The organism is Algoriphagus sp. SE2, from assembly GCF_039563885.1.
Taxonomy (GTDB): Bacteria; Bacteroidota; Bacteroidia; order Cytophagales; family Cyclobacteriaceae; genus Algoriphagus.
In genome coordinates, this window is record NZ_JBCLWJ010000003.1 from 1 (window position 1) to 24,621 (window position 24,621).

General features: G+C 34.5%; 21 protein-coding genes. 1 reads left to right on the top strand and 20 read right to left on the bottom strand.

Going from position 1 to position 24,621, the window contains the following annotated elements:
- Window positions 1-108: 108 nt before the first annotated feature.
- From AAGF08_RS04160 to AAGF08_RS04250, 20 genes are all read right to left on the bottom strand, one after another.
- Complete coding sequence (locus tag AAGF08_RS04160; protein ID WP_343509772.1) at window positions 109-1,317, bottom strand: hypothetical protein; 1,209 nt, start codon at window positions 1,315-1,317, stop codon at window positions 109-111.
- Window positions 1,318-1,982: 665 nt separating this feature from the next.
- Window positions 1,983-2,207 carry a hypothetical protein gene (locus AAGF08_RS04165; protein WP_343509774.1) on the bottom strand — a complete coding sequence of 75 codons (225 nt, stop codon included), beginning with the start codon at window positions 2,205-2,207 and terminating at the stop codon, window positions 1,983-1,985.
- A 113-nt stretch (window positions 2,208-2,320) separates the two neighbouring features.
- A complete protein-coding gene (locus tag AAGF08_RS04170; RefSeq protein ID WP_343509775.1) occupies window positions 2,321-2,983 on the bottom strand; it encodes a hypothetical protein in 663 nt (220 codons plus the stop codon).
- A 57-nt stretch (window positions 2,984-3,040) separates the two neighbouring features.
- A complete protein-coding gene (locus AAGF08_RS04175) occupies window positions 3,041-3,769 on the bottom strand; it encodes a DUF6090 family protein (RefSeq protein ID WP_343509776.1) in 729 nt (242 codons plus the stop codon).
- Window positions 3,770-3,824: 55 nt separating this feature from the next.
- Window positions 3,825-4,874, bottom strand: a complete 1,050-nt coding sequence (locus AAGF08_RS04180; RefSeq protein ID WP_343509777.1) for a proline iminopeptidase-family hydrolase — start codon at window positions 4,872-4,874, stop codon at window positions 3,825-3,827.
- A 185-nt stretch (window positions 4,875-5,059) separates the two neighbouring features.
- The gene (locus AAGF08_RS04185; protein ID WP_343509778.1) at window positions 5,060-5,632 is read right to left on the bottom strand and encodes a hypothetical protein; all 573 of its coding nucleotides are present in this window, start codon (window positions 5,630-5,632) and stop codon (window positions 5,060-5,062) included.
- A gap of 377 nt (window positions 5,633-6,009) precedes the next feature.
- Window positions 6,010-7,209 (bottom strand): DUF3500 domain-containing protein, encoded by a 1,200-nt coding sequence (locus AAGF08_RS04190; protein WP_343509779.1) that lies wholly within the window; start codon window positions 7,207-7,209, stop codon window positions 6,010-6,012.
- Window positions 7,210-7,649: 440 nt separating this feature from the next.
- On the bottom strand, window positions 7,650-8,000 hold the full coding sequence (locus AAGF08_RS04195; RefSeq protein ID WP_343509781.1) for a DUF6616 family protein: 351 nt from the start codon (window positions 7,998-8,000) through the stop codon (window positions 7,650-7,652).
- Between the two features lie 486 nt (window positions 8,001-8,486).
- Window positions 8,487-9,305: a DUF6090 family protein gene (locus AAGF08_RS04200; protein WP_343509782.1), complete on the bottom strand. Its 819-nt coding sequence runs from the start codon at window positions 9,303-9,305 to the stop codon at window positions 8,487-8,489.
- 107 nt (window positions 9,306-9,412) lie between these two features.
- A complete protein-coding gene (locus tag AAGF08_RS04205) occupies window positions 9,413-10,156 on the bottom strand; it encodes a DUF6090 family protein (RefSeq protein WP_343509783.1) in 744 nt (247 codons plus the stop codon).
- Window positions 10,157-10,274: 118 nt separating this feature from the next.
- Window positions 10,275-11,048 carry a DUF6090 family protein gene (locus tag AAGF08_RS04210; RefSeq protein ID WP_343509785.1) on the bottom strand — a complete coding sequence of 258 codons (774 nt, stop codon included), beginning with the start codon at window positions 11,046-11,048 and terminating at the stop codon, window positions 10,275-10,277.
- Window positions 11,049-11,360: 312 nt separating this feature from the next.
- Window positions 11,361-12,761 (bottom strand): hypothetical protein, encoded by a 1,401-nt coding sequence (locus tag AAGF08_RS04215; protein WP_343509786.1) that lies wholly within the window; start codon window positions 12,759-12,761, stop codon window positions 11,361-11,363.
- Window positions 12,762-13,223: 462 nt separating this feature from the next.
- Entirely contained in the window at window positions 13,224-13,802 is a 579-nt protein-coding gene (locus AAGF08_RS04220) for a hypothetical protein (RefSeq protein WP_343509787.1), read from the bottom strand.
- A 62-nt stretch (window positions 13,803-13,864) separates the two neighbouring features.
- Window positions 13,865-13,957 (bottom strand): hypothetical protein, encoded by a 93-nt coding sequence (locus AAGF08_RS20545; protein ID WP_353527392.1) that lies wholly within the window; start codon window positions 13,955-13,957, stop codon window positions 13,865-13,867.
- A gap of 196 nt (window positions 13,958-14,153) precedes the next feature.
- A complete protein-coding gene (locus AAGF08_RS04225) occupies window positions 14,154-14,897 on the bottom strand; it encodes a DUF6090 family protein (RefSeq protein ID WP_343509788.1) in 744 nt (247 codons plus the stop codon).
- A gap of 665 nt (window positions 14,898-15,562) precedes the next feature.
- A complete protein-coding gene (locus tag AAGF08_RS04230) occupies window positions 15,563-16,318 on the bottom strand; it encodes a DUF6090 family protein (protein ID WP_343509789.1) in 756 nt (251 codons plus the stop codon).
- Window positions 16,319-16,469: 151 nt separating this feature from the next.
- Window positions 16,470-17,324 (bottom strand): hypothetical protein, encoded by an 855-nt coding sequence (locus AAGF08_RS04235; protein WP_343509790.1) that lies wholly within the window; start codon window positions 17,322-17,324, stop codon window positions 16,470-16,472.
- A 269-nt stretch (window positions 17,325-17,593) separates the two neighbouring features.
- Entirely contained in the window at window positions 17,594-18,631 is a 1,038-nt protein-coding gene (locus AAGF08_RS04240; RefSeq protein WP_343509792.1) for an alpha/beta fold hydrolase, read from the bottom strand.
- 401 nt (window positions 18,632-19,032) lie between these two features.
- Entirely contained in the window at window positions 19,033-20,616 is a 1,584-nt protein-coding gene (locus AAGF08_RS04245) for a serine hydrolase (protein WP_343509793.1), read from the bottom strand.
- A 594-nt stretch (window positions 20,617-21,210) separates the two neighbouring features.
- A complete protein-coding gene (locus tag AAGF08_RS04250; RefSeq protein ID WP_343509794.1) occupies window positions 21,211-21,945 on the bottom strand; it encodes an NAD(P)-binding oxidoreductase in 735 nt (244 codons plus the stop codon).
- Window positions 21,946-22,396: 451 nt separating this feature from the next.
- On the opposite strand from AAGF08_RS04250, the gene AAGF08_RS04255 reads away from it, so the two are divergent.
- Window positions 22,397-24,610 carry a DUF5916 domain-containing protein gene (locus AAGF08_RS04255; RefSeq protein WP_343509795.1) on the top strand — a complete coding sequence of 738 codons (2,214 nt, stop codon included), beginning with the start codon at window positions 22,397-22,399 and terminating at the stop codon, window positions 24,608-24,610.
- Window positions 24,611-24,621 lie beyond the last annotated feature (11 nt).

A 24,621-nucleotide genomic window follows, 5' to 3' on the forward strand; every position in this document is an offset into this window, starting at 1 on the left:
ACTACCAGATCAATGCTTCAGAAGCAAGGCCTGGTAGTAATAATTGAACGTTACCCGAGTAAATAATGAATTCAATTTATTGATTACCCGATTGTTCTGAAAAGATGATTAATTTTTTGTTGCAGGGCTATCTAAGTTTGTCAAAATGGCTGCAATGAGATCATCAATTCCTTTGTCCGTGCTTTCTATTGTAATATAAGGGTCAGTCGTTAACTCCTGAATGGCAGGCCAAAGTTTTGCCCAGGCTTTCCCAGCTTGTTTTGAATATAGTTTAATAAGAGCCTTTGCTTTGAGCTTTTTATCTTCAGCATCATTGGTCATTCCTTCCACTTTATTACTCACAACTGTCAGGTTACTTGAAAGGGAATTCCAAGCATTTTTTACTGTATTGGTATCATTAATTGCCTTTTGGGTCAAATCTTTTGCTTTTGTTAAACCTTCGTTTGCAAGTGATTGAACATTGTGTGCATTAGTAGCAACTTCAAGTTCGCTTTTTGCTGCTGCAAATTGGGCCTTCATTTTATTGAAATTCTTCAGTGCTTGTACTGCTTTATCTCCATAAATCCCGGCAACAACTGTCGCTGCAATGGTTCCAAATGGAAAAACCCAGGCATAGGTAGGGGAAGTAGATGCCACGATAACATTATGGTCATACTCTTTTTGAAAAGTATTCATGAGTGTTTTGAAATTTTCAATTGACCCAGTCATCTCTTTTCCACCTTTTAATTCCTTTATTCGTGTACTAGAAACGTTTGCATCAGATTCTACTTTTTGCTGCGTGGCCTTCACTGTTGACTCTGCTGCTACTAGTTTAGCCGAATAGTCGGCGAGTAATAGCCCCACATTTTCGGCATCAGAAACATTTTTAGCCGCTTGACTTTGAAGGTCTTCAATTAATTCTAAAACGGCAGCAAGAGAATCAGCATCACCAGCATCTATTAATTCATTTATGGCATCAAAAGTGCCATCATCACCTGTTTTAGCTGCTTCTGCAAATCGCCTAAGGGAATTACCCATGGCAACTACTTCGGGAAAAACCTTTTTTTGAAAATGATCAGATGCTTCAAAAATTTGTTGATAGCCCTGTAGCATTGAAGGGTAAAACTGATAAGGCCCTGTGTCGGATATCCCTAGTGTTTGTTTAAGTGTACCGTCAGTGTGTGGTAGCCTTAATCCCCATGTAGAATAAACCTGAAGAAAATGCCAGGCTTTCCAAAGTTCGCCTTTGGGAGAATCTCCAGTCATTAAAACTCCCTGTAATTGGTCCATTGAAGCATTGAGATCCATTACTTCTTGTGGATTGTTGTTTTCTGCCATAATTTATTTGGTTTTTGAGTTAATAAAAATTTCAATTAAAAATCAATACCCATAAAAACTTTCATTTCAAGAAAATGGAAAGGAAGAAAGGGTCTTTATAATATATATTATTTATTCTGTTTTAAGTATAAATTTGTCTTAGTCTTTTTAAGTAGGTTTGTTTCTATTTTCAAGATTAATAACAATTAAATCTTGAAATTTATATTAGCGTAGAGCAAAATTCATCTGTAATTTTTGCTAGAAAAAGAGTCGATTTTACAGAATCACTCAATTGGGAGTTTTAATCTTCGGAAGATTAAAAAACAACTATGGTCCTTTTAATTTTATTTGTCGAAAAATTAACAAAGGTTCTAGTTTGAATACTAAATAGTATTTCTTCAAATGGGTTGTTTTAGTTGATTATAACATTTATTTATAAACCCAAAAGCGTTAATATTTAGTATGTTTTAGTTCAAAATTTTGATTTAATTTAATAAAAATTTTGGGATAAAATATTCTTATCCAAAGAAAAACGATAATAATATTCAATAATCAATTTCCCAAAATCGAAATTTCAACATATTTTAAGCGAAGTGATAAGAATGACAATTTAATTCTGAATCGAAATACCCAGTTTTGGATATTTTTTGATCGGGTTTGAAACCCTAAAAATAGAAAATAAACTTTTATTCATAGGTTCCCTGGGGTTGAACGATTAACCACAAAGCATAATGGGAAACCCAAAAAGTATATCGTTTGACTATCATAAAGAGGGTAGAACCTTGAACTTCGATGATGTAAACTCCAAGTTCGATCTGAATATTTAAAACCTTTGAGGTTTTTGAAACCTCAAAGGTTACCCGGATTACATCCACGATGTTTATCTGGCCCTGAATAGGAGCTTCTTCCAATCAGTCTAAAAAGTATAGCCAGTAAGGCTCAGGAGTATCTAAAACAGGAGGAACAAAGAAAAAAACTAGAAAATGAACTTTTGACTATTCATGGAAGCTACTGTTCTTAGGAGTTATTTTATTGATTCTAAAAATTTTTCGATTCGCTTCTTCTGTTTTAAATGGTGCCTCATATGCATTTCTGAATATTGAATCCATTCGAAACAATTCAAAAATCCAATTCCAGGATGTTCTGATTTTCCATATTTTGAGGTACCAGTCATTTTTACCCAGATTACGTTGGTGTTCTTTTTTAATCGTTCCAATTCTGATTTTAATTGAGCTTTATTGGTGGGCTGTTTGATATTTTCCGAAATAAGTGGGTCGCCTTGAAATCGTTTGTTTTCAAATGAACCCCTATCCAAAAGAATTTTAGCACTATCTGAAGTCTCTTTTTCAATATTCTTTTCGTTACCAAGAGTCATTAGAATTTGATCGTTGTACCAACTAGTCTCTTCTATCAGATGTTGGTAGAGCTGTCCAAGAGACCAACTTCTGTCATCCGGTTTAGTCTGAAGTTGCCCAATATTGAATCGAGTTAGTTCTTCTATCCAAATATCGATTGTATCATTGAATTTTTTAATTCCCATGATTAAATGGTTTGATTTTCTAAAATTTACAAACCGAGGGAACAACGCTTCTTCATGTTCCTGAGCTCCAATGACGTAAACTCTAAGTTCGATCTGAATATTTAAAACCTTTGAGGTTTCAAAAACCTCAAAGGTTACCTGGATCACATCCATGATATTAATCTGGCCCTAAATAAGAGCTTCTTCCAATTGGTTGTACTTTCCTTATTCCTCCAATTCTTTTTCTATTGCTGTTTTTAAATCTAATAAAGTAGTTCTTATTTGAATTAATCGTGAGGTATATTGTTCGTATTTATCTTTCTCTAATTGAAGAGCCCAAAGAAAATCTTCATTAGTTAGGACATCATCCACTTTTAGATTGTTAACTAGATTACTTGAGCCGTTTGGAAGATTTTGCTGCCTTATTCCTATAAGCTTATAAAACAACTCATCAATTTTAGGTTTGGTCTCGTAGTAATATTCATTCGCGAAAAGAACCAATGTTGGTAATCCAGATGTATAGCTGTTGTTGATATGTGTTCTCAGAGAATCATTTCTTATTAAATCCAGACCACTTGATTTAAGTGCTTCAAAGGGGCCATTGCCATATCGAAAATGAACATCTTGTCTTGCCATGTTGTAAAAATTAATAAAAAGAGAATCATTAATTCCTTTGTTATCTATCATGTAAGCATCAAGACTATCGATTCCACTTTTTTTTATCTGAAGCCTGGGATCTAAATAACTATCATATTCATAGAAATCGTTGTTTATTGAATTCAGTAGCTCCTTTAAAACCAATGATTGCTTATGAATGGCTTTTTGCTCTTCATTCCAATTATTTATCTGCAACGCGATTAAAATTCCGATAACCACAAGAATAATTTCTCCAATAGCGTATTTCAGATACCTGCCTACTGGCCAAGAAGGATTTCCGTTTTTGTTTTTTTCCATGAGGTTATATCGGAGTCTCCGAAAGAATTTTATCATTTACCTTTCATTTGATTGATCATTTAAATTCCCCAGAGTCCACATCTTTAATAAACTTGATTATCCCATTAAAATACGTTTCAGGGTCATCCAATTGCGATAAATGACTACCATTGGTCGTAACACTTCTTCCTTTTTGAACTTGCGTTGCCATCCATTTCATATATTCAGGATCCATGGTGTCGTGTGTGGCACCCACCATGAGTGTGGGTACTTTTATTTCTTTTAACCGGTCGGAAATATCCCAATCGCTTAGCGTTGCTTCTTCGGTAATTCCAAACTCGCTTGGACCTTGCATATATACATAGATGTCTGGGTTAAGATGCTGAAAAAGTAATTCTACGGGTTTGGGCCATTTTTCTAAAGGCATACGTAGTGTATGCTCCGTGTAAAAATGTTCCATAAGAAGCTCTTCGTATTTTGGGTTGCCATAGTCTTTATTGGCTTCGATTTCCCTTATTTCTTTTAAAACATCTTCGGGTAATTGTGGACCTAAGACCTCTTCCGCATATTTATTGTACTCAGGAATGCTGGCTACCATATTTGAAACGATCAACCCTTTTAAATTATCCTGGTATTTAAGGGCATATTCCATCGCAAGAATTCCACCCCAAGATTGCCCAAGAAGGTAGAAATTATCTTTGTCCAGGTTTAAAGCCTTGCGGACTTGCTCTACTTCTTCTACAAAATGCTCAATGGTCCAAAGGGATGAGTCGTTGGGCTTATCGCTGTAGTAGGAATCAAGTTGATCGTAATAGATGTATTCAATTTCTTCAACGGGCAGATATCCATCAAAATTTATAAATTCCTCATGCGTTAGGCCAGGGCCTCCATGTAAAAGCAATAAACGCATTTTAGGATTGTTTCCCATGCGTTTGGTATATACATTGAATGTTCCTTTTGGTGTTTCAATAGGGATCATGTTAATACCACCGGTAAGCTGATCCTCACTGTTGGAATAATCCCAATAGCTGCTCTTCTTATCAATACTGATGTCTTTTTCCTGATTATTGGTACAGCTTGAAACCAGCAGCATGATAAATAGTAGGGATGTTGTTACATTTTTCATGGTTTTAGATTTTCCATTGAATGGTATATTAATGACTGAATCAATAATAAATGGAATCAATATGTTATTGAAACTTGTCATCTATACTTTTACTTTTCTTCTTTGGAATAAAAGATAGCTACTGTGAATAAGTTATTCATTTGGATCATTAATTTTTTAATTAAGCCAAATATTTTGAAGGATTTTTATTTTATCTTTATTTCCTTAACTAATGAAGAAATAGGTATAGCATAAACATTTTCGTCATTAAGTATGAAAATCACATCTTTCGTTTTGCCTATTAATTTTCCTGACCTAATTTCATTGTCTTCTAGTCTTATTGAAGTATTTTCAAGACTATTTATTTTATCCTTTGTATATGTTCCATAAAAATCAGCAGATATATATAAATAAAGAATAAAACTTACTCCGAATACAATAATTCTATATGTTTTATACCAAGATTTTTTGTTGCCTCCAAAGTTCAATCTCGCATAAGATTTTGGCCACTTTTTTTCCCAAAACGAGTCCATTTTAATTAAAATAAAAACAATTGTTATTGATCCGACAGCAAAAAGTAGTATATAGAAATCAGAAAAAGGAGCAATGAGAAAGTCAAATACATCCGAGTAATCAAATATATTTATTCCAAATTCCGAATATTTCTGAAAGTTAAAAAGCATCCCTATTCCAACGACAATAATATAAGATAAAGTAATAATTGTCTGTATTTCTTTTAACACCAATTCGTAAGTGTCTTTTATTAAACCTTCTTTCATTTGTTTTTAAATCGATCTAGTCATGCATTTTATAAAATCACTGTCATCAGTTGTATAAGCCAAAGAGGGGTTATATCAAATAGGGTTTTATAGAGGATTGAGTTTAAAAGGTATTGATAAATAATGAGATAAAATATTTTTATTGATAACAAATGGTTAAGATTGGTTTTTTCAACCTTACTATTTCAAAATGAAAGTTTCATTCCTTTTACGCGAAGTAAGAAGATTGTCAACTGAATTCTTTATCGGAATATTCAGTAAAGGGTGTTTTTTGTTTCGGTAGGAATATTATAACTAATTATAATCGGAGTGGTATTAAACTTTGGAAAACGATATGCGATATCGTCCTGATAAATAACATGAAATATGGCATCAGATCATTTATTGTGTGGGTGTTCTTTATAATGCTGCTTAAGTAGATCTTTTCCATAATCATTGCCATTCGGTGTTCGCACAACTGCATGGATATGTTGTCGATGGACTTCAGTTCCGTATAATTTTCTTGTACCAACTGGTGGCTGATGATCAAATTCAATGATAATGACAGGACTTTGAATCCGATAGTAATAGACTGAATTGTCTTCGTCTCCTCCGATCCAGGCAAACCAGGTGTCATCCACATATTTCTCTACCTCGTCCATTTTTACTTTCGCATGACCATCGTCCATATTGTCGACATAAAGTTTTATAAGTTGGAGTAGCTGTGCCTTTTGTTCCGCTGAAAATGAAGATGCTTTAGTACCCGCATAGTCCAACACCACATTATCTTTGAAAGCCTCTGTCAGGTTATTACTTTTTTCTTTGGACAGCTCGATTACAGCCTCACTCTTTTGCTTGTCATTTAATGACCTTAGCATCATTAAGCCTGAATCCTGCTCATCCTGCAGGATCGAAATTCCTTTGTACTTTCCTGTTTCAGCAATGACGGGTTCTGACCCAACAAATAAAGGAGTCATTACAACTTGATCACCTAAAACAAAATAGTTGATGATCAGATGGTGTCCATCCATTTGCCAACCCCATGGTTCAGTATCAGAGGGCTCTCCCATAATAGTTATCCAATAAAGCCATTCACCATATCTGTCGAAGTTCTCGTTGATCTCTCCCAGCGTATAATTCAACTTCATGATGTCTTTGCTCAATTTTAATCCTTTTGCGCTAAGCCCAGCACTCATAAGTTCAAATGCAGCACTACGTTGCTTATCTGACATGTCAACGAAACCAACACCTTGCCGAACATAGAAGTCTTGATTCATCCATTTTCGCCACTCATCGTCATTGATTGAGAATTTTATTTTTTCTTGCTGCTCGGCATCCAGAGATTCCAGGAACGCGACAGCTGCCTTACGGACAGGTTCGGTAGAGACTCCGGTGGAGTGAAGTCCGAAGAGACCTTCCTTAACATTCCCATCAGTTGTAATTCCTTTAAATGGTTCTGCCAAGCCCTTATTTTCAAGCTCAATGGATCTTGTTCTAAATCTTTCTTTTAGCTCTGGGTCCGATACCTGGGCTATTATTTGATTACTGAAAGAACCTAATAAAAACAAAAAGATAAATTGGGCGAAGTACGGTTTCATGGTTTTGAAATTTTTGATGTTGTATCTAACACATATACAAACCCACTAACGTTTATTTCTAATAGGTTTTTTAAATAGAGTTGATTTTTTAAGTTACTGATAAATAGCGAGATAATTTGGTTTTAATCCGACAGCAAACTTTTACAATTGGTATTTCTAACCTTGCTATTCTAAAGGAGAGTTTTATTTCTTGTTTAGCGAAGTAAAAAGTATGTTAGCTAATTGTTTTATCGCAATAAGCAGTATTGGATGAAAGATTAAATAAATCCTGGGAAGGCTGTTATTCAATTGTTTGTTGGGTGTACACGCCTAATAAGTCTATTGGGAGATACAAAAGAATCTCGATTAATATAAGAACTACTACAGAGATACTTTTGATTCCTTTATGGCTACTATAGTAAGGCCTGTTCTTGCCGGCTTTCTATTCTCTTTACTGGTTATTACAGGTTAATCATACTGTCATTCAACATGGGAGGTGTAATTAAGTCTCCGCTAAAATTAACTTGTTCGAAATAATCTAAAAAACCAGCCTCTTTTGCTGCTTTTTCAAGCTTATCTGAAAATTCTTTAGTTGGAAATTTCCAAATTGCCATAAACTGATAATCGATTCTTTCATTTCCGGTGTTATTATTTACTGCACAGCCTAATAATTCAGCTCCTTTTCCAATCATTTCCATTAACAAAGGATTAATTTTATCATCGAAATAGGTTTTTCGTTGAACATCTGTCATTTCTACCCAAGATGGCCTTGCTTTCCAAATTTCCGTTAATATATATCCTGCATTTTCCATAGTTCTTTATTTATTAGTTAATTAGATAATTTTGAAAATTTAATTTTTTATTAGTTGGAGAGAACACTTGTATAAACCTATTAGCATTTATACCTCATTCTGTTTTTATAAAAAGTTGAATTTATAAGGTACTGATAAATAGTGAGATAAAATGGTATCACCCAGAACAAACGGAAATAACCTTTTTTTAAACCTTGCCATTCAAAAAGAAAAGTTTCAATTCTCTTTAAGTGAAGTAAAAGAATGTTAGCTAACTTCTTAATCAGATTAAACAGTAAAGGGTGTTTTTCGTGCTGGAAGGAGGCTGGATAAGTCGAAATCAGCGTATTATTAAAAGGTTTCAAGGAGTTTAATGACTAACCAATTAACCATCCGGAGATATAAAAAGTGACTTATAAAATTCTATTAGCACTCTGGGAGAGAATAACTGGAAGTGGATCTTACATTTTCTGGAGAGCATGCAATATATCCGTTGTTGTGCTTTCGTTATTTTTCCAGTTCTAATTGTATCTCCTTAATCAATGCTTCAATTTCCTGATTCAATTCATTGTATTTTATTAATTGCACGTTTGCCATTTGAGTTCTAATCTGAATAAGATTAAATAGGTTTAGCGCATTCTCTGGTTTTTCTAAAACATCTCTTGAAGCCGAGTATAAATTTTCTAATGATTCTGAGTCGAATATTCTGTTTTGATCATTTGATATGTCTTTAAATACTGTCTTGGTATAATCTGATTCATATTCGTATTTGTGTATAAATACGGTTGACTTAAGCAATAAAGGGTTGTATAGTGCATCAACAATATTGGTATTGTTTTTTGCGCTTATTTCTGATATTCTATCCATCTCATTGAAAAACTGAATTAATTTTCTTCTAAGTTTTTCATTCCTTATTAATCCTATATTTCCAGTGGATATTAGTTCTTGAAAAGTAGTATTAATGGGTTTGAACGTTATTCTTGCTCCCAGAATATTTAGTTTTGAAAAAAGTGTGTCATTAATTTGAAATTCCTTGTTTTTGGCATAATGCTCGGATAAATAGATCCCAGATTCATAATATTCATTTTCTCCTGAAATAAAATCGACTAGCTGATTTGATTGTTCCTCTAAATCCAAAATCAGATTAGCCAAAGCTCTATTTTCTTTTTCAATTGCGATTTGATTTTGATTCCAGTTATTTATTCCCAAGGCAATCAAAATACCAATAACCACTAGCACAATTTCGCCAATCGCATAAAGTAGATATTTGCTGACTTTATTTTCAGTCAACAATTGTTGCCTAATCTTTCGAAAGAATTTTATCATTGGTTAGCGGTATCTTAATGAAGAACGACACGCTTTGGCTATGCCGATCCTAGCTGTTTTTTAGCCTTTCGTTATTTTTAAATTCTTAATATATCTCTTTAATTCAATCAATCAGATTTCATCAATTCAGCCTTTATAAGTTGAAGTATTCTATGGGTTTCTTCAAGACTCTGAAGTAATGACGAGTTAATCCAGAGTCTAATTGCTTTAGTCGAAGCCAACTTACTCTTGAAATGTTTGTTTTTAATCAAATTGTCAAAATCCAAAGGCATGTGACCTATTTGTTGTCTTACAGAATCTGTTTGGAAAAGAAAATGTTGTTCTCTAAAATTATTTAAATCCGGAGTTGATATCAAATTCGTACGATTGTACTTGGCTTGTAAGTCCCTATAAATCCCCTCGAACAAATTGATTATTTCTTTTTTTAGTTGGTCATCATGAATAATTTCGAACCCCTCATTTTTCAAGGATTCAAACCCAACGTAGGACAAAAATGATCCTTCATCAACTGGATTCAGTGCAAAATAAAAGTATGTGTTTAATGAATCAGAATAGGATAAATTATTATCAATTACAGAAGTAATAACATCAGATGCTTGGTTATCTATATTGCCCCTTTCTATCAATGACTGCAACCTTAAAATATTCGCTTCCAGATTTTCGGCTACTTCTTTTAATACCTTGGACTCTGTTTTCCGCTCTTTTTGATACTCATTCCAATTATTAATCTGTAAAGCAATGAGAATTCCTATAACTACAAGCACAATTTCTCCAATGGCATAAATAAGGTATTTGCTGACTTTATTTTCAGTCAGCAATTGTTGCCTAATTTTTCGAAAGAATTTTATCATTGGTTAGCGGTTTCTGATAATAAAGAACAATACGCTTTGGCTATGCCGATCCTATCTGTTTATGGACTTTGGTTATTTTTATTTACACTCCTTAATTATTTTCCCCATTTGGAAATAGTCAATTATCCGATATTAATTTTTCAAGTTCATTATTTATATCTGAAAGAACCGATTCTATTCTTTCAATACCGGTTAAATTCAAATTAATTTTCCGCCTTCTAATCTGAAATGTTTCTTGAAGATCAATTTGTAATCCATTATCATTTCTAATCTCATCAAGTGATTTTAATATTAATTTATATTCAGGATATCGAGAATAACTTATTTGATTCTCCACTAATTGATCTGTTATAATGAAATGCTTATTAACATAAGGATGAAGGGCCATACTAATGTCCCATCTGGGATTCGATTCGTCCCATTCTTTTATCCTCGGGAAAGTAAGTTCATATAGTTCGGCAATTTCTAATCTAAGTGTGTCATTTGAAATTATATTCATTTCAGAGGTTTTAAATGATTCATAACCTACTGAATTTGGGAAAAAATGTCGGTCTTGACTTAGGTAACTAAAGTGCAGAAATATTGAATCCTCTAACATCTTCTCACCCAATAAGAAGCGCTTAAATCTATTGCCATATTTTTGACTTTCCAGATGATACTCATAGTCATCTTTGAGATCAATTAAGGTTCTGTCCAAATCAGTTTTTATAGTTTTAAGTAACTCAATTTCGACAACTCTGCTTTTACGCGATTCATTCCAATTATTAATCTGTAAAGCAATGAGAATTCCAATGACTACAAGCACAATTTCTCCAATGGCATAAACAAGGTATTTGCTGACTTTATTTTCAGTCAGCATTTGTTGCCTAATTTTCCGAAAGAATTTTATCATTGGTTAGTGATTTCTGATAATGAATCACAACACCTTTTTAAACCCAATAGCCTTTATATCTAATAGGATTTTACAAAGAGTTGAATCTTTAAGTTACCGATAAATAGCGAAATAAAATTCTGATGACGACGGCAAACGTTTTCATTCAGTTATTCCAACCTGGATACTCCAAAAGGAAGGGTTCATTCCTTTTAAGCGAAGCAAAAAGGAGACCAGCTATATTTATTATTGAACTGTCCGATACTTGATTTTTTTCTGGTGGAAGATGAAATAACCATAATCAGAAAAGTATAGGAGGGTTACATAACATTTCTATTTTTTTCTGGGCTTTTGCCATTCGTCCCAAACATCTTTTAGGTCAACTCCCGTAGCTTCAGACATAATAGATTCTATTTGATCATATTCAAATGCTCTGCCGTTTTCTTTAGTCCAATTCAATAATCCCAAAATAGCATCTTTAAATGATTTCTCTCCGCTTGTCTTCTCTTGTATTACTACATCAAGATCATGTGCTAAAAGAGCTCCTCTTGAAAATAAATTTTTTCCAATTCTAAAGTCCAATCCATATTGTGTAGATCCAAGTATTGACAAATCTTTTAGAGATTTTTCCTGAATGTAATCAGGAGCCTCATCCATATTTTTATTGAAGAAATAGAATGGAATGGTTTTATCATTCAATACATTATAAAATGATATGTACCACATAAAACCTTCATTCATCCATATGGTCTCTATAATAGGTGCTGTTTGCCATTCAAAGGGACGATAACCAGTTCCATATGAGCGCAAAGGAAGCCAGGAATGACCTATATGATGAACAATAGTCCCAATGTTGGCATTTTCCTGATACGCCAGAATGGCTTTGGAAGTATCCATACTGGCGGTCATGCTGTTAAGATGCTCCATCGAAAACCCATAGTCATGTAATCTGGAAATAGGCTTGAGAAACTCATAACACATAGTATAGTGAGGCATGGGAATATATCCGAAATAATTAGCTAGCCCATTCAGGGACAACAAACCTCTTCTACCAATTTCTTCCATATTTATGGGCGTTTCAGAATAAGCAGCAACAAACAAAGGAATTTCAGCGTCCTTGACCTGAAAAATTTGAACCGCTTTTCCTAATAGGAACTGCGCATCTACTAATAAAGAAAAGTTATCCACCTCATAAAAATCAGTACCTTTTTTTTGTTCGATAGAAGGTCTTAACGTGCTAAAAATAGGCCAGTCCTTGTTTGTGTTTATTGTTAACTCAATTGGCTTACTTTCTAATCCTTCCACAAAACCAAAAACAGAATAACCAAGAATCCCTAAATAATTATCTCTCATTTTAGAACTGGCATAGCTACCTAATAAATCCAATTCCATTTTTCTTACATCTACTTCATAACTTATCTTTTTTACCGATTCATCACTCTCCTCAAATAAAAAATAGGAGCCATCTCCCATTATACCATTTAATGTTTTACCTGAAACAGTATATCCTTTCACTTGATCAACAAATGCAAAATAGTTTGTTAGCTCGTACGTTCCGGGTGCACTTCTTGGGATTACTAATTTGATACTACTAGATGGTAACGTCTCAAATTCTAACACCACTTCAATTTTATCAGAATTAGGAGTATGATTGAGTAGGTATGCTACTTCACTTTGGGCGTAGGAAAAACCAGCAAAAAGAATGAGTAAAAATTGTAAGGTGAGTTTTTTCATTTCTAAGGTTGTATAACATGTTTATTAACCCAATAGCATTTATATCTAAAAGGATTACAAAAAAGAGTTGAATCTTTAAATTACTGATAAATAGTGGGGTAATATATTTTATTGAAAAAATGGTGGTTATCGATTTTTCTTTCTAAAGAGGGCTACATTTCTGAGGGTAAGGTCTATTGCTCTAGCAGGATGATTTATAGTTTCTTTGATATTATCGGCTTCATTTTACAAACAGCACCAAAAAGAGGGATCAAGGAAGGCCGATACTATCTTAAGTTATTCATTAATATCGATGTTAAAAAGCTACATTTATTGCAGCACCGAGTTTGATTAATTATGAAATATTAATATTGCTTGTTTAGGCATTTTTTAAAAAATAGCAATAAGCAAATACGGAAATTTGTTGCTTCGTATTTTCTCGAAAGTCAACAATTAGATTTCGACCAAAAAAACTTTCTTTTTTCAATCTTTTGTTAAGTTTTTAATTTCCTGCTCTATTGCTTCTTTAATTTCAATTAAGATGGATGTTCTTTGATAGCATTGCTTGACAATGCGTGTTTGAATATGGTACATGCCAACCAGCAAAGCCTTAAAATCTTTTTGAGTTTTAATGGATTCTATAAATTGTCCAAATTCCGAAAAATCGTTGAGGTTTTCATAAATACTATCCAAATCAACTTGATTATAAGCAGTTCTAGCTTTTAGGGGTAGAATATGGTTAACTGCCAAATCTACCTGTGTTCTGTTTGGGAGGTAAGATTGATTCCAGTCGTTATGCACTTTTTGGAAGTTATAATAATTAGTCAATTCATTTTTAAGTTCGATATTGGTGAGCAATTTAATATTTCCGGTCGCTCTTAAATCGGTAATGGTATTTTCAAAAATATGAGGAAACTGCACAAAGCCTGCCTGTGAAATAGATAGCCATAAAGCTGCGGTATCTTGAACTATGGTTTGGCCCCATTCGACATTTGAAATTTCAGTTTGCGTAATGTCATAACCACTATCAATAAAGTTTAAGATATTGGTCAATTTCATCATATTTTGTTGGGCATTCCTGCTCTTAAACTCAAACTCTAAAGAATCCTTAACCAAATCAGTTTTTAGATTTTATAATAGCTGAGTTCCAGTTTCCTTAATTTCTGTTGTTCATTCCAGTTATTAATTTTCAGGGCAATCAAAATTCCAATAACCACCAGCAATATTTCTCCTTAGGCATAGAGTAAATACTTCCCAGTTTTGCCTTCTGTAATTATATTCTGTCTTATTTTTCTAAAGAATTTTATCATTGGAATTTCCGCGTTTTAATGAAGGCTAACTGCTTGTATGAAAGGAGTGACAAAGGAATGGGAGCCATAAACATTTTAGGCATTGATACCCCTCCGTCATTTCTTAATCTGATCTATTCAAGTTTTTATTAATCAAAGTAATTAGCTTTTCGGCTTCATCTATTTTTTCAGCCATAATAGTAATGTATTCTTTGTGATAGCCAAATGATTTTTGTAATGCATTTCTTACATCTCTTTTATTAGCGATTTCTTTGAAATTGAAATCAAGTTTATTGGTATTGGGATCTATATAATTGTAATCGACATTTGGATGAATCTTAAGAATTTCCAGCTGTTGTAATGTTTCCCCCAACTTTGTAATAGCAGCATTAATTTCAAGAGTTTCTTGAAGGTATTTAAGGAATTCTTGATTCAGCTCTTTGTCAATTCTATCAATTGTACCTTGTGCGATAATTAGATCATTTCGATTGATATTTTTATCAATTGGAGAAAACATTTGAAATTGACTTAGAGCTGAAACAATTACCTGCTGTTCAGCAGAAGTAAGATTTTCATCACCTCTATCAAAAAGTTTAATTGTATTTGCTATGTTATAATTTATTGCTTGATATTGAGTTTTTCTACTCGAAAGGGAGGAAATATCTACGGTTAATTCAACCTTCAGATTTCTTAGAAACTCATTATCTTGATTGTGAGTCTTTCTTAATTCATTCCAATTATTAATACTTAATGCAATCAAAATACCAATAACAACTAGCAATATTTCACCAAGAGCATATTTCAGATATTTGACAGTATTACCTTCTGTCAGTAAATTATGTCTAATTTTTCTAAAGAATTTTATCATTAGCTTATTGGTTGGGAATGATGAAAGCTAACACTTTTATAAACCCTATAGCGTTTAGGTCTAATCGGATTTTAATAAAGAGTTGAATTTTTAATTTACCGATAAATAGTGAGATAAAATGGTTTTATCCACAACAAACGGAAATTACCTTTTTTTCAACTTTGCTATTCCAAAAGATAAGTTTCAACCTTTTTCAAGCGAAGTAATAAGACCGTCAGCCATTTTTTTATATAGAAATATCTAGTATTGGGTATTTTTTATCCTGGGTGGAAGATTAGAAAAATTATGATGTGGCTTTATTCAATCGTTTATTGGTTTTATAGTCATTTGAAACAGGTTCAGTATTACAGATTCTGAAAAGCAGGTTTGTTTCTTCTCTTGGTATAATCCAGTTTGTTTTACAAACAGAACCAAAAAGAATAGATCATGGACGACCTATTTTATCTTAAGTTATTCATTAATTACGATTTGCATAATCCACATCCAAGTCCACATACTACCCAATCTTGACTTCTTCCAATCAGGCCAAAAAGTAAGCAATCAAAACCAGTCCGCCTCAAGAGGATCAAAAACAGATTAAGCCAAGGAAAAATGCTAGAAAATGAACGCTTTATTATTCAAGGAAAGCGTTGTTCTGCTTTCGTTATTTTTTAAATATTTAAAACCTAACTTTTCAAGTGTTCGAGTTCGTCTCGAATGAGAGACAATAGTTCGTTGATAGCCTCTTGACAATTCTGAAGGGAATCAAGAGCATTACTAACTGTACTAATACTACTACTTAATTCTATTACAAGTTTAGGGTAAAATCTTTCGAATTTCTTTATGTCGAATACGCTTGCAGGCTGTATATTATTACGGTCATAAAAAATTTGAAGATCTCCCTTAATAATTGGCTTGATATGAAATTCCGATTTCTCATCAATGCTTGCGTCTATATGCAAATAGCGTTGGTATCTTCTGTCATATAGCTCTAACAATTTGGATTTTATCTCTTCAGATTGGAGAAGTGCATGGAAACCACCGTTTGACAATTGATTATATGCGCTATATCTAGGAAAAAAACTGGCGCCGATTTGTCCAGCTTTTTTAATAGAATCTTCGAGCTGTTGAATTGTATAGTTCTCAACAAGTTCTTGATATGAATTGCTGATGAAAAATTTTTGAGCTTCCATTCCAGCTCTTATAAGTCCACTAAATGTTACTACATCTGTAGAATCTGCAGTCAAACTTACCAATAGATTTTCATAGAGTTTGATTTCTTGAACTCGCTCTTTTCTGGATTCATTCCAATTATTAACCTGAAGAGCCAATAAAATCCCAACCATAACTAATGCAATCTCGCCAATAGCATAAAGTAGATACTTGCTAAATTTATTTTCAGAGAGTAGCTTTTGGCGAATTTTTCTAAAGAATTTTATCATTAAATTTTCTTTATAATGAAGTGAAACTGTCCTGCTATAACGCCTACCGCTCTAGCAGTATGATTTATTATTCCTCTGAAATAATCTTATTCGTTTTAGCAACAGTACCCAAAATAATAGATCAAGGAAGACTAGGTTACAATACGTTTTTTTATTTATCGGAAAGCCAATGTAACGTATTGATTACAAATTGCTTCCAATCATATCCCTCAAGATTCAATCCAGCTCTTTGTTTAGAACCATCTTCTAATTCAAAAATCATTGCTGTAAAACCGTTAGAGTCTCCAAACGCCACCACTTTCCCTTTTCCTTTTGTTCCAGCTAATCCCTGAGAATTACCCATTCCAATGGGGCCTACTCCCGTTGGATGCATTACGTTTTCAGATGATTCTGATAAAATCAATAAATTTGAATAGCCTTCACCCGAAAGGCCACTTCCTCCGAAAGTTAGAAGCCGATTAACACGATCCGATGGGTTTTGACCTGTGATAATTGGATGTTCACTATTTAGTAATCCATTTTCATTCGAAAATTCAATCCAACCAGTTCTTCCTATATTTTGGTCATAATGGGAGGTGTCAATTGTTGTCCCGATACTTGATGTAATACCAAATTTATTCAGTAAAGGATTAATGGCTTGGTCGAATGGTGCGTGTTCACTAAAAATAAGCAGCGAGCCCCCATTATCTACCCAGTCATACAAACTATTTATCTCTTCTGTTGAGAATGTTGATTCATCAGTGACTTCTTTTTTTGTCGTAAAGTCGAATGGAAGTGCTGTTACAATAATTACAATATCAAAGCGATTTAAGTATTCAGGCGTGAATTCCGAACTATCAACTAGAGTTTGATATCCATCGGCTTTTGCGAGATCAGAAAAGGGTTTAATGAAATCCCACTGAATGAAAAAGTTATGATGAGCCCCATCTAAAAGAATTTTTGGCCCTTTTCCTTTTTCGTATGTTGGCGCTTCAACCTTAGAATTAAATTCTGAGTCGTTTGACATTGGCCATTGAGCAAATGATAAATTGCAAGACAGAGTCAGGACAAAAAGTGTAGAGTATATTTTTCTTAGATTCATTATTTCATAAAAGTAAGCTAACGTTTAGTGTAAATAGGCTTTTCAATTTTTTTTACTTTCAGTTGTAATTTGTTTTGATAGAATATTTCTGCAATTCTATTTTTAATAATTAACACTTTCTTGCATTTACTTACCCGTTATATAGTTTGTTCGCCTTAACAAAAGACTTTTTCAAGAACTCGATTTTTAGTTTTTTATTCCTGACTAAAATCTAAATAGAAATCAAAAAAAGGTAACATCTGGTTAGGAATACGCCCATCTGTTGTATAAATGTTATTAACATGGGTCCCAATGTATTCCTCTGCATAATGTTTAATCCCTACATTTTCCAATTTCTGGCTGAACATTTTGCATTGTATTGTAAACCGGTCACCTGCATTTCTTCCCCAATCAAATTTTATGGCTTTAAGTTTATTTAAATTATCCAGGTAATCATCAATCATATAAAAGGGCATATTTTTATACCATTTTTCCAGTACTTCCTGGTTCACTTCTAGCACTCCTTCATTGTATTCAAAAGGGACATCGCAATAAAAAGGTGGATTGTTTGGATTGGGAGACCACGATTTACCAAAGGCCACGATTACTTTACCAAAATATAGTTTATTGAGGTCTTCTTGATTTTTTACAGTGGCAAAATCCCTATATGTACTGCTGTTTGGTCCATATTCTCTGACAATTGCCAATGCTCCAGGACTTAATGCATATACACTGCTGAATATTTCCGGATGATGCATTGCTATTTTAATTGCACCGTACCCTCCCATACTGTGTCCTGTAATTCCGCGACTTTCACTTTTGGCAATTGTACGGAAATTAGTATCCACATATTCTACTAAGTCGAAAGCTGTAAAATCTTCCCAATTACCGAAAATCTGACTATTACTATAAAAGCTCCCATCATAGGTTGTTTTTTGGTCGGGTATAACGAGTATAAAAGGTCGAATTTTATTTGATGAAATGGCAAAATCCAATAACCCAGCCATTGGAGTTAACATTCTATTATCTCCGGAAAATCCATGAAGAAAATAGATCACTGGATAGCGTTGTTCGCTTTCATCGTATCCTGGGGGAAGATATACTGAAACGGCGCGGTTAGGATTCTCTCCAAAATCATTTTCAAGATTTTCTGAATAAATCGTGTCTGTTAATACTTTCCCTTCATTGCTTTGTGGGTAGGCTATAAAAAGGATACTAAAAAATATTAAGCATACTAGGAATAGGTTTTTCATATTTATAATTTTTTTCACATAGAAGTTAGTTGTCATTTTCTCTATATTTCATATAAAAGACAGACAAATTTATTTATCATTTTACGCTTTTTTTTGTGGGAGACAACGATTAGTGCGTTGTGGATTTTATCTCACAATCCTCCAGGTTTTAAACTAACCTTCATTACATATTTACAACTTCTTTTTATCACTTATACGCCTTGAAAAAAACATAACAGAATAATAAAGTCAGTTACTCAGAAAGTTTTTCAAGCTTTATTCTAAAACCAATGAGAATTAAGAAATAAATTAAAAAAACGCAATTAGATTCTGAACTTTAGTATTATGCCAATAAACTTCCAAAAAACTAATTATGATCAGGAAAACTTATATAGCATTCATCTTCGCTAAGAAAGATGAATTCATAACAATTTGATGAATTTCCCAACGACATTAATCACTGCCTGTTCATATTTCCAGGAATTCCAATGTTCTTCTTTTCCGTAAAATGGATCCGCGGTAGTAACAATGATCATATCTAGGTCTTTTAGTAAAACAATTAATTGTCCACCATGACCCCATGCAAAACTGAATTGATGCTCACCTACTTTTCCAGACCACCATTGATAGCCATATCCAACATCGTGAAAGTAGCGCCCCAGTCTACTGGATTTAACTCCGACTGAATTTATATTTTCTGAATAATTTTGCAATGATGCTTTGATCCAATCGGCTGGAATTATCTGCTTGTCTTTAATGCGTCCTTCATTTAAATATAATGAACCAAATTTGGTCATATCTCTTGCTGTAAACTGAATATCACCTGCGCCTATATTATAACCGTCAAGGTCTTCAGGCCAATCACCCAATTTTACTTTTAGAGGTTCAAACAGGTTTCTTTGACCAAAGGATTTTAAGTTGGTGTTGCAAGCCCGGGCTATAATTATCGCAAGCCAGTTAGATGTCAAATTGCTATATTGAAAAGTAGTTCCTGGATCACTGGTTAGTGGAATAGCATCTATTTTGTCCAAATATTTTCCGGACCATAAAGCATCCCAGTAAGCCGAATCAATTTCTTCTGAGGGAAAACCAGCTCTCATTTGTAACAGCTGTTTAATTGTTATATTCTTCTTTCGGGGATCAGTTATTTTACTTTCAATTTCAGGGAAAAAATCCAACATCCTTTGGTCGATGCTTGAAATGCATTTATTTTCGATTGCAATACCCATTAAAGCCGACATATAACTTTTGGTGACCGATGCGCGTTGTGATAATTGATCTACCGAACCTTTATTAAAATATCCTTCTCCTATGAGATAGCCGTTTTTGACAATCAATAAGCTATACAATGTTTTTAAGTGAGAAGCATCATAGTAAAGTTCGTCAACAAGATTTTTATCTAATCCTTGCGCCGTAGGACTTGAAACTTCCCAATCTTCCAGATTCAAGGGTGTATAGTTAATTGTCTCGTACTCAGAAACCTTTCCTCTAAGCATTTCTGCCATAACAGGTCTGTTGGCTTGAATAATGCTCAAATCAATTACTAATCCCATTGGCCCTAATGCAGATTCTAATTGCTTATATGTTTCCAGATCAATTTCAACAGGTGCGGTAACAATATCGAAAGCAGTGGCGCCATCATTATTTCTCAAGTACTTGTCCGCTCCTTTAACAAGCAACGCTTCCGCAATTTCTTTATAACAAAAGAAAGCCGCTATGTGCAATGGGGTCGAACCCTGACTATTTGGTATATTTAAATCTGCCCCTTCTTCTAGTAGTATCTTAACAATTTCTGTCTTACCAAACGTCGTTGCAATTATCAATGGAGTGGATCCGTACTGATCTTTTTGATTAATATTAGATCCAAATTTCAAGGCTTTCTTAACATTTTCAATATCCCCCTGAAGGATAGCTAAATGCAAATTGGTGTCTGGATTTTGTACTTGCGATTGAACTTGCAAAGAACAAATAACAAACAGAGTAAATAGTATTATTATTACTTTCATAAATCTTGCTTTTAAAGATAATTTATGCTCCTACACCTTTCAACAACTCATATTGTCTATTCTAAATAGTTCATCTTTGCCTAAATTTTGATTTGTCGGTCTTCCCTTATTTCGCCTATGTGGTAATATGCAACGATCTCTTTGATTAGATTATCCTTTGAATAATACCACTCACATACATTCAAAGAAAAATCCTTTCCTTTTTTTGCAGTAAATAGAACACCGGCTTTGTCTCTATCATAAATCGCCTCGGCAAAACGAAAGTCTGACTAAGAAATTTATCTTCATTTTCTTTAACCAAGTTAAGATATGTGCTCTTTCCGTCAATCGATCCAAAAGGACTTGTATGTTTGAAGTCTTCTGATACTTGTTAATTCAGATAATCGCAATTTTTCCCACTTCTTAAACCACAGTTTCACTAAATCTTTTGGTTCCATTTTCAGTGTATTAATTGATCAATTTTGTTTTTGTGATTGCACTATAACATTCGCATAAACCCAATAGGGTTATTTGGCTTAATTCAAGAGATGAATATTAATTTATTGATAAATAGCGAGATAAAGTATTTTTTATACAGATTGATTGAGCTTTCAATTATTCCTTTGACACAGATTTACTGTAAATGACTGGCATTTGACCTTTCCATTTATTCCAAAGTTCATGATCTATAATAAGCTTAGCCATAAAATGTCCTACATTAATTCGGCTGACAGTACCAGCATTAAAAATAGCACTTCTTATTGGTGAAGGGTAAACCTCATATTCGGTAACCTTTTCTTCATTTATCAGATTATCCGGACGAACAGCTACCCATTCAATGAAATCATTTTTTTGGCCAACCTTTGTCCGTAAATAGTCAGCCGCATTTTCATTATCTACGTGAGGAGGTAATACTAATCTTAGTAATGCTATTATGAATCTTTGACCCATCGAAATGGGCTCATTTAGGTCCCTGTTGCGGTTACCAGAAGTATTCATCAAAACAAATTTCACTGGCTTTTCTGCAGCATTTTTTTTTATAGCAGTAGATAGGAGGCTGACAGTATCTGTTACTAACTTACGTGGTTTTCCATATAAGCCTTTCATATTCATATTATGGCCTAAACAGGAAGCGACAGCCTGACAACCCTGGATGTATTCTGCCATTTCGGTCAAGGATAAATTTGATACACTAGCATGGATGATGGAGAGTTGCTCATTGTTTTTCCAGGATTCAGGCAATTTTTCTGGGGATCGGACAATCACCTTTACGTTTTGTTTGTCATTTAGCAACTGCTCCACTAAATGTTTCCCTGTTGCTCCACTTGCACCTACTACCAATGTCGTCATGATGAATGTTATTTTATTCTTATGAATCTATTTCTGCACGAATAGCTTAAAACGGTTTGCACCTACCTATAAAGGTGGGGGTTTTAAAACAATTCATTTCCAACCAATCGCAAGCTTTGAATAAACAGTAAGTTTTATTTAAGCACTGGATCAATTTTTGGGGAAAGGTGCTCTTTTCCCTAATTAGAATTGCAATAAAAATAAAATAGTAGAAAACTTCCTTTTACCCTAGCTATCAAGATGAATTGAGAAAAATACCCCAATCTCAAATTCTCTTATCCGAACTTAAACCCCTGTTTAACTATCTTTCTTTCTTTGTAAGCCACTCACATAAAATATCATTCTGGAATAAACTTGTTTCACTTTACTCAGGTTTATTTAAACACCAACCAACGGGAACCTCTGATAAAAATCCATCATAGTGGTCACCTAAATAGACTAGTTTTGTAATATGTTTAAAAAGGCATTAATCCTTTTGGGACTCTTCTTATGCACCGGTGCAACTATCGCACAGGATATTGTATTTAAGAAAGTTGATAGACCAATTTTAATCGATGGAGAAATTGATGAAATCTGGGCGGAGGCAGATTCTGCCTATGATTGGATGCAACAATTCCCCTATGATTCATCTTTGGCAGTGAATCAATCGGTAGCCAAGGTGCTTTACGATGATAAGAATGTGTATGTACTTGGGATTATGTACAATGCTACAAATGATCGATCCTATGTGACTCCCTCTCTCCGACGGGATTTTAGAGGGGCTGCCAATGATAATTTTACGGTAGTTTTGGACACCTTTCAAGATCGAACGAATGCATTTTCTTTTGGGATCAATCCATTTGGGGTTCGAAGAGAAGGTTTGGTGGCCAATGGAGGAAGTGGCCGAGATTCATTTAGCCTTGACTGGGATAATGTGTGGAGGGGAGAGGCCAAGCGCTATCAAGGATACTGGGTGGCTGAAATCGCCATTCCTCTGAATTCCCTACGGTTTAATGAAGGTCAGGACTTTTGGAATATCAATTTTTACCGAGTGGATAGTGAAAGCGCAGAACGATCCACTTGGGCACCCATTCAACGAAATTTCAGTCTCTATAATCTGGCCTCATCAAGGGTGGCAGAATGGGAACAACCGACTAAAAGAAGTGGCAAGAATCTCTCTTTTATTCCCTATTTGTCAGGTAACTACAATCAAAATTTTGCAGAAGAGCTAGATGTTAATAAAGGGCTCAGTGCGGGTTTCGATGTTAAATACGGGATTACTCCTGGACTGAATTTGGATCTTACGGTCAATCCGGATTTTTCTCAGGTGGAAGTAGATCAGCAAGTAACCAACTTGGACCGCTTTGAGATTTTCTTTCCCGAACGGAGGCAGTTTTTTCTAGAAAATGCAGACCTTTTTTCCAATTATGGATTGAGAGATACCCGCCCATTTTTTAGCCGAAGAATAGGAGTTTCCCGGGATGAAAACACCGGCCAGAATATTCAATCCCGGATTCCTCTGGGATTAAGGTTGAGCGGGAAAGCCAATGACAATCTTCGGGTAGGAGTATTGAGCATGCAGGTGTCGGATAACGAGGCTGCACAATTGCCTTCCTACAATTATTCCATGGTTTCGCTTCAGCAAAAAGTCTTTTCCAGATCGAATATTTCGGCCTTTTTGGTGAATAAGCAAACCTTTGAAGACCCTAAAGAGTACAGCGATAGTTTGTACAATGAGTGGGACCGGACCTTTGGATTTGATTACAACCTGGCTTCGGCAGACAATAAAATTACAGGAAAGTTTTTCTACCATCAAAATATCAACCAGGTAAAGGTAGATAGCGCCTTTGCTACCGGGATGGAACTTCAATACAGTGTGCCGGAATGGGAATTTAATATGCGAGCCCAGATGGTCGGTGCGAATTATGCACCGGAAGTGGGCTTTGTTCGACGGACAGATTTGCAGCAACTCGCCATGACCTACCGGAAACGTTTCTTTCCCACGAGTGGAGAAGTGCAACGACATGGTCCTGGCTTTGACTATGACTTGAAGGGAAACCAAACCTATGGTTTCCTTGATTGGGATGTAAATATCTTGTATGATATCACTTGGCGCTCATCTGCTGAATTTTCCATGCGGCTGCGTAGGCAATACACTTATCTGTTTAGATCCTTTGATCCCAGCGGTACAGGCGGACTTCCCTTGGAGGCAAACACCGAGTACACCAATAATCTGTTGATTGCCCGGTATCAATCTGACGCACGAAAAAAAATATCTTTTGAGCTGAGCACCCGCTCTGGAGAATATTACAATGGGATGCGTTGGAACCTTGAGGGAAGCATTCAGTGGCGCTATCAACCGCTAGGTTTTACCAGTATTGATTTCGCATACAATGGCATCCGATTGCCTGCCCCCTATAATGATGCAAATCTTTTCCTGATCGGGCCAAGGTTTGATTTCACCTTTAGCAAAAAACTTTTTTGGACAACCTTTGTCCAATACAACAGCCAAATCGATAATGTAAATATCAATTCCCGACTGCAATGGAGATTTGCACCTGTTTCTGATATTTTCCTGGTGTATACGGATAATTACCTTGCAGAAACGCAGGAAGGCTTTATTCAATTTGGCGGATCCAAATCCCGTGCTTTGGTATTCAAGATGACTTACTGGTTGAACTTGTAGCGAGTTATTAA

Coding starts and splice junctions, on each gene's coding strand:
- AAGF08_RS04160 (WP_343509772.1), bottom strand. CDS start 1,317: ATGGCAGAAAACAACAATCCACAAGAAGTAATGGATCTCAATGCTTCA.
- AAGF08_RS04175 (WP_343509776.1), bottom strand. CDS start 3,769: ATGGAAAAAAACAAAAACGGAAATCCTTCTTGGCCAGTAGGCAGGTAT.
- AAGF08_RS04180 (WP_343509777.1), bottom strand. CDS start 4,874: ATGAAAAATGTAACAACATCCCTACTATTTATCATGCTGCTGGTTTCA.
- AAGF08_RS04185 (WP_343509778.1), bottom strand. CDS start 5,632: ATGAAAGAAGGTTTAATAAAAGACACTTACGAATTGGTGTTAAAAGAA.
- AAGF08_RS04190 (WP_343509779.1), bottom strand. CDS start 7,209: ATGAAACCGTACTTCGCCCAATTTATCTTTTTGTTTTTATTAGGTTCT.
- AAGF08_RS04195 (WP_343509781.1), bottom strand. CDS start 8,000: ATGGAAAATGCAGGATATATATTAACGGAAATTTGGAAAGCAAGGCCA.
- AAGF08_RS04200 (WP_343509782.1), bottom strand. CDS start 9,305: ATGATAAAATTCTTTCGAAAGATTAGGCAACAATTGTTGACTGAAAAT.
- AAGF08_RS04205 (WP_343509783.1), bottom strand. CDS start 10,156: ATGATAAAATTCTTTCGAAAAATTAGGCAACAATTGCTGACTGAAAAT.
- AAGF08_RS04210 (WP_343509785.1), bottom strand. CDS start 11,048: ATGATAAAATTCTTTCGGAAAATTAGGCAACAAATGCTGACTGAAAAT.
- AAGF08_RS04215 (WP_343509786.1), bottom strand. CDS start 12,761: ATGAAAAAACTCACCTTACAATTTTTACTCATTCTTTTTGCTGGTTTT.
- AAGF08_RS04220 (WP_343509787.1), bottom strand. CDS start 13,802: ATGATGAAATTGACCAATATCTTAAACTTTATTGATAGTGGTTATGAC.
- AAGF08_RS04225 (WP_343509788.1), bottom strand. CDS start 14,897: ATGATAAAATTCTTTAGAAAAATTAGACATAATTTACTGACAGAAGGT.
- AAGF08_RS04230 (WP_343509789.1), bottom strand. CDS start 16,318: ATGATAAAATTCTTTAGAAAAATTCGCCAAAAGCTACTCTCTGAAAAT.
- AAGF08_RS04235 (WP_343509790.1), bottom strand. CDS start 17,324: ATGTCAAACGACTCAGAATTTAATTCTAAGGTTGAAGCGCCAACATAC.
- AAGF08_RS04240 (WP_343509792.1), bottom strand. CDS start 18,631: ATGAAAAACCTATTCCTAGTATGCTTAATATTTTTTAGTATCCTTTTT.
- AAGF08_RS04245 (WP_343509793.1), bottom strand. CDS start 20,616: ATGAAAGTAATAATAATACTATTTACTCTGTTTGTTATTTGTTCTTTG.
- AAGF08_RS04250 (WP_343509794.1), bottom strand. CDS start 21,945: ATGACGACATTGGTAGTAGGTGCAAGTGGAGCAACAGGGAAACATTTA.
- AAGF08_RS04255 (WP_343509795.1), top strand. CDS start 22,397: ATGTTTAAAAAGGCATTAATCCTTTTGGGACTCTTCTTATGCACCGGT.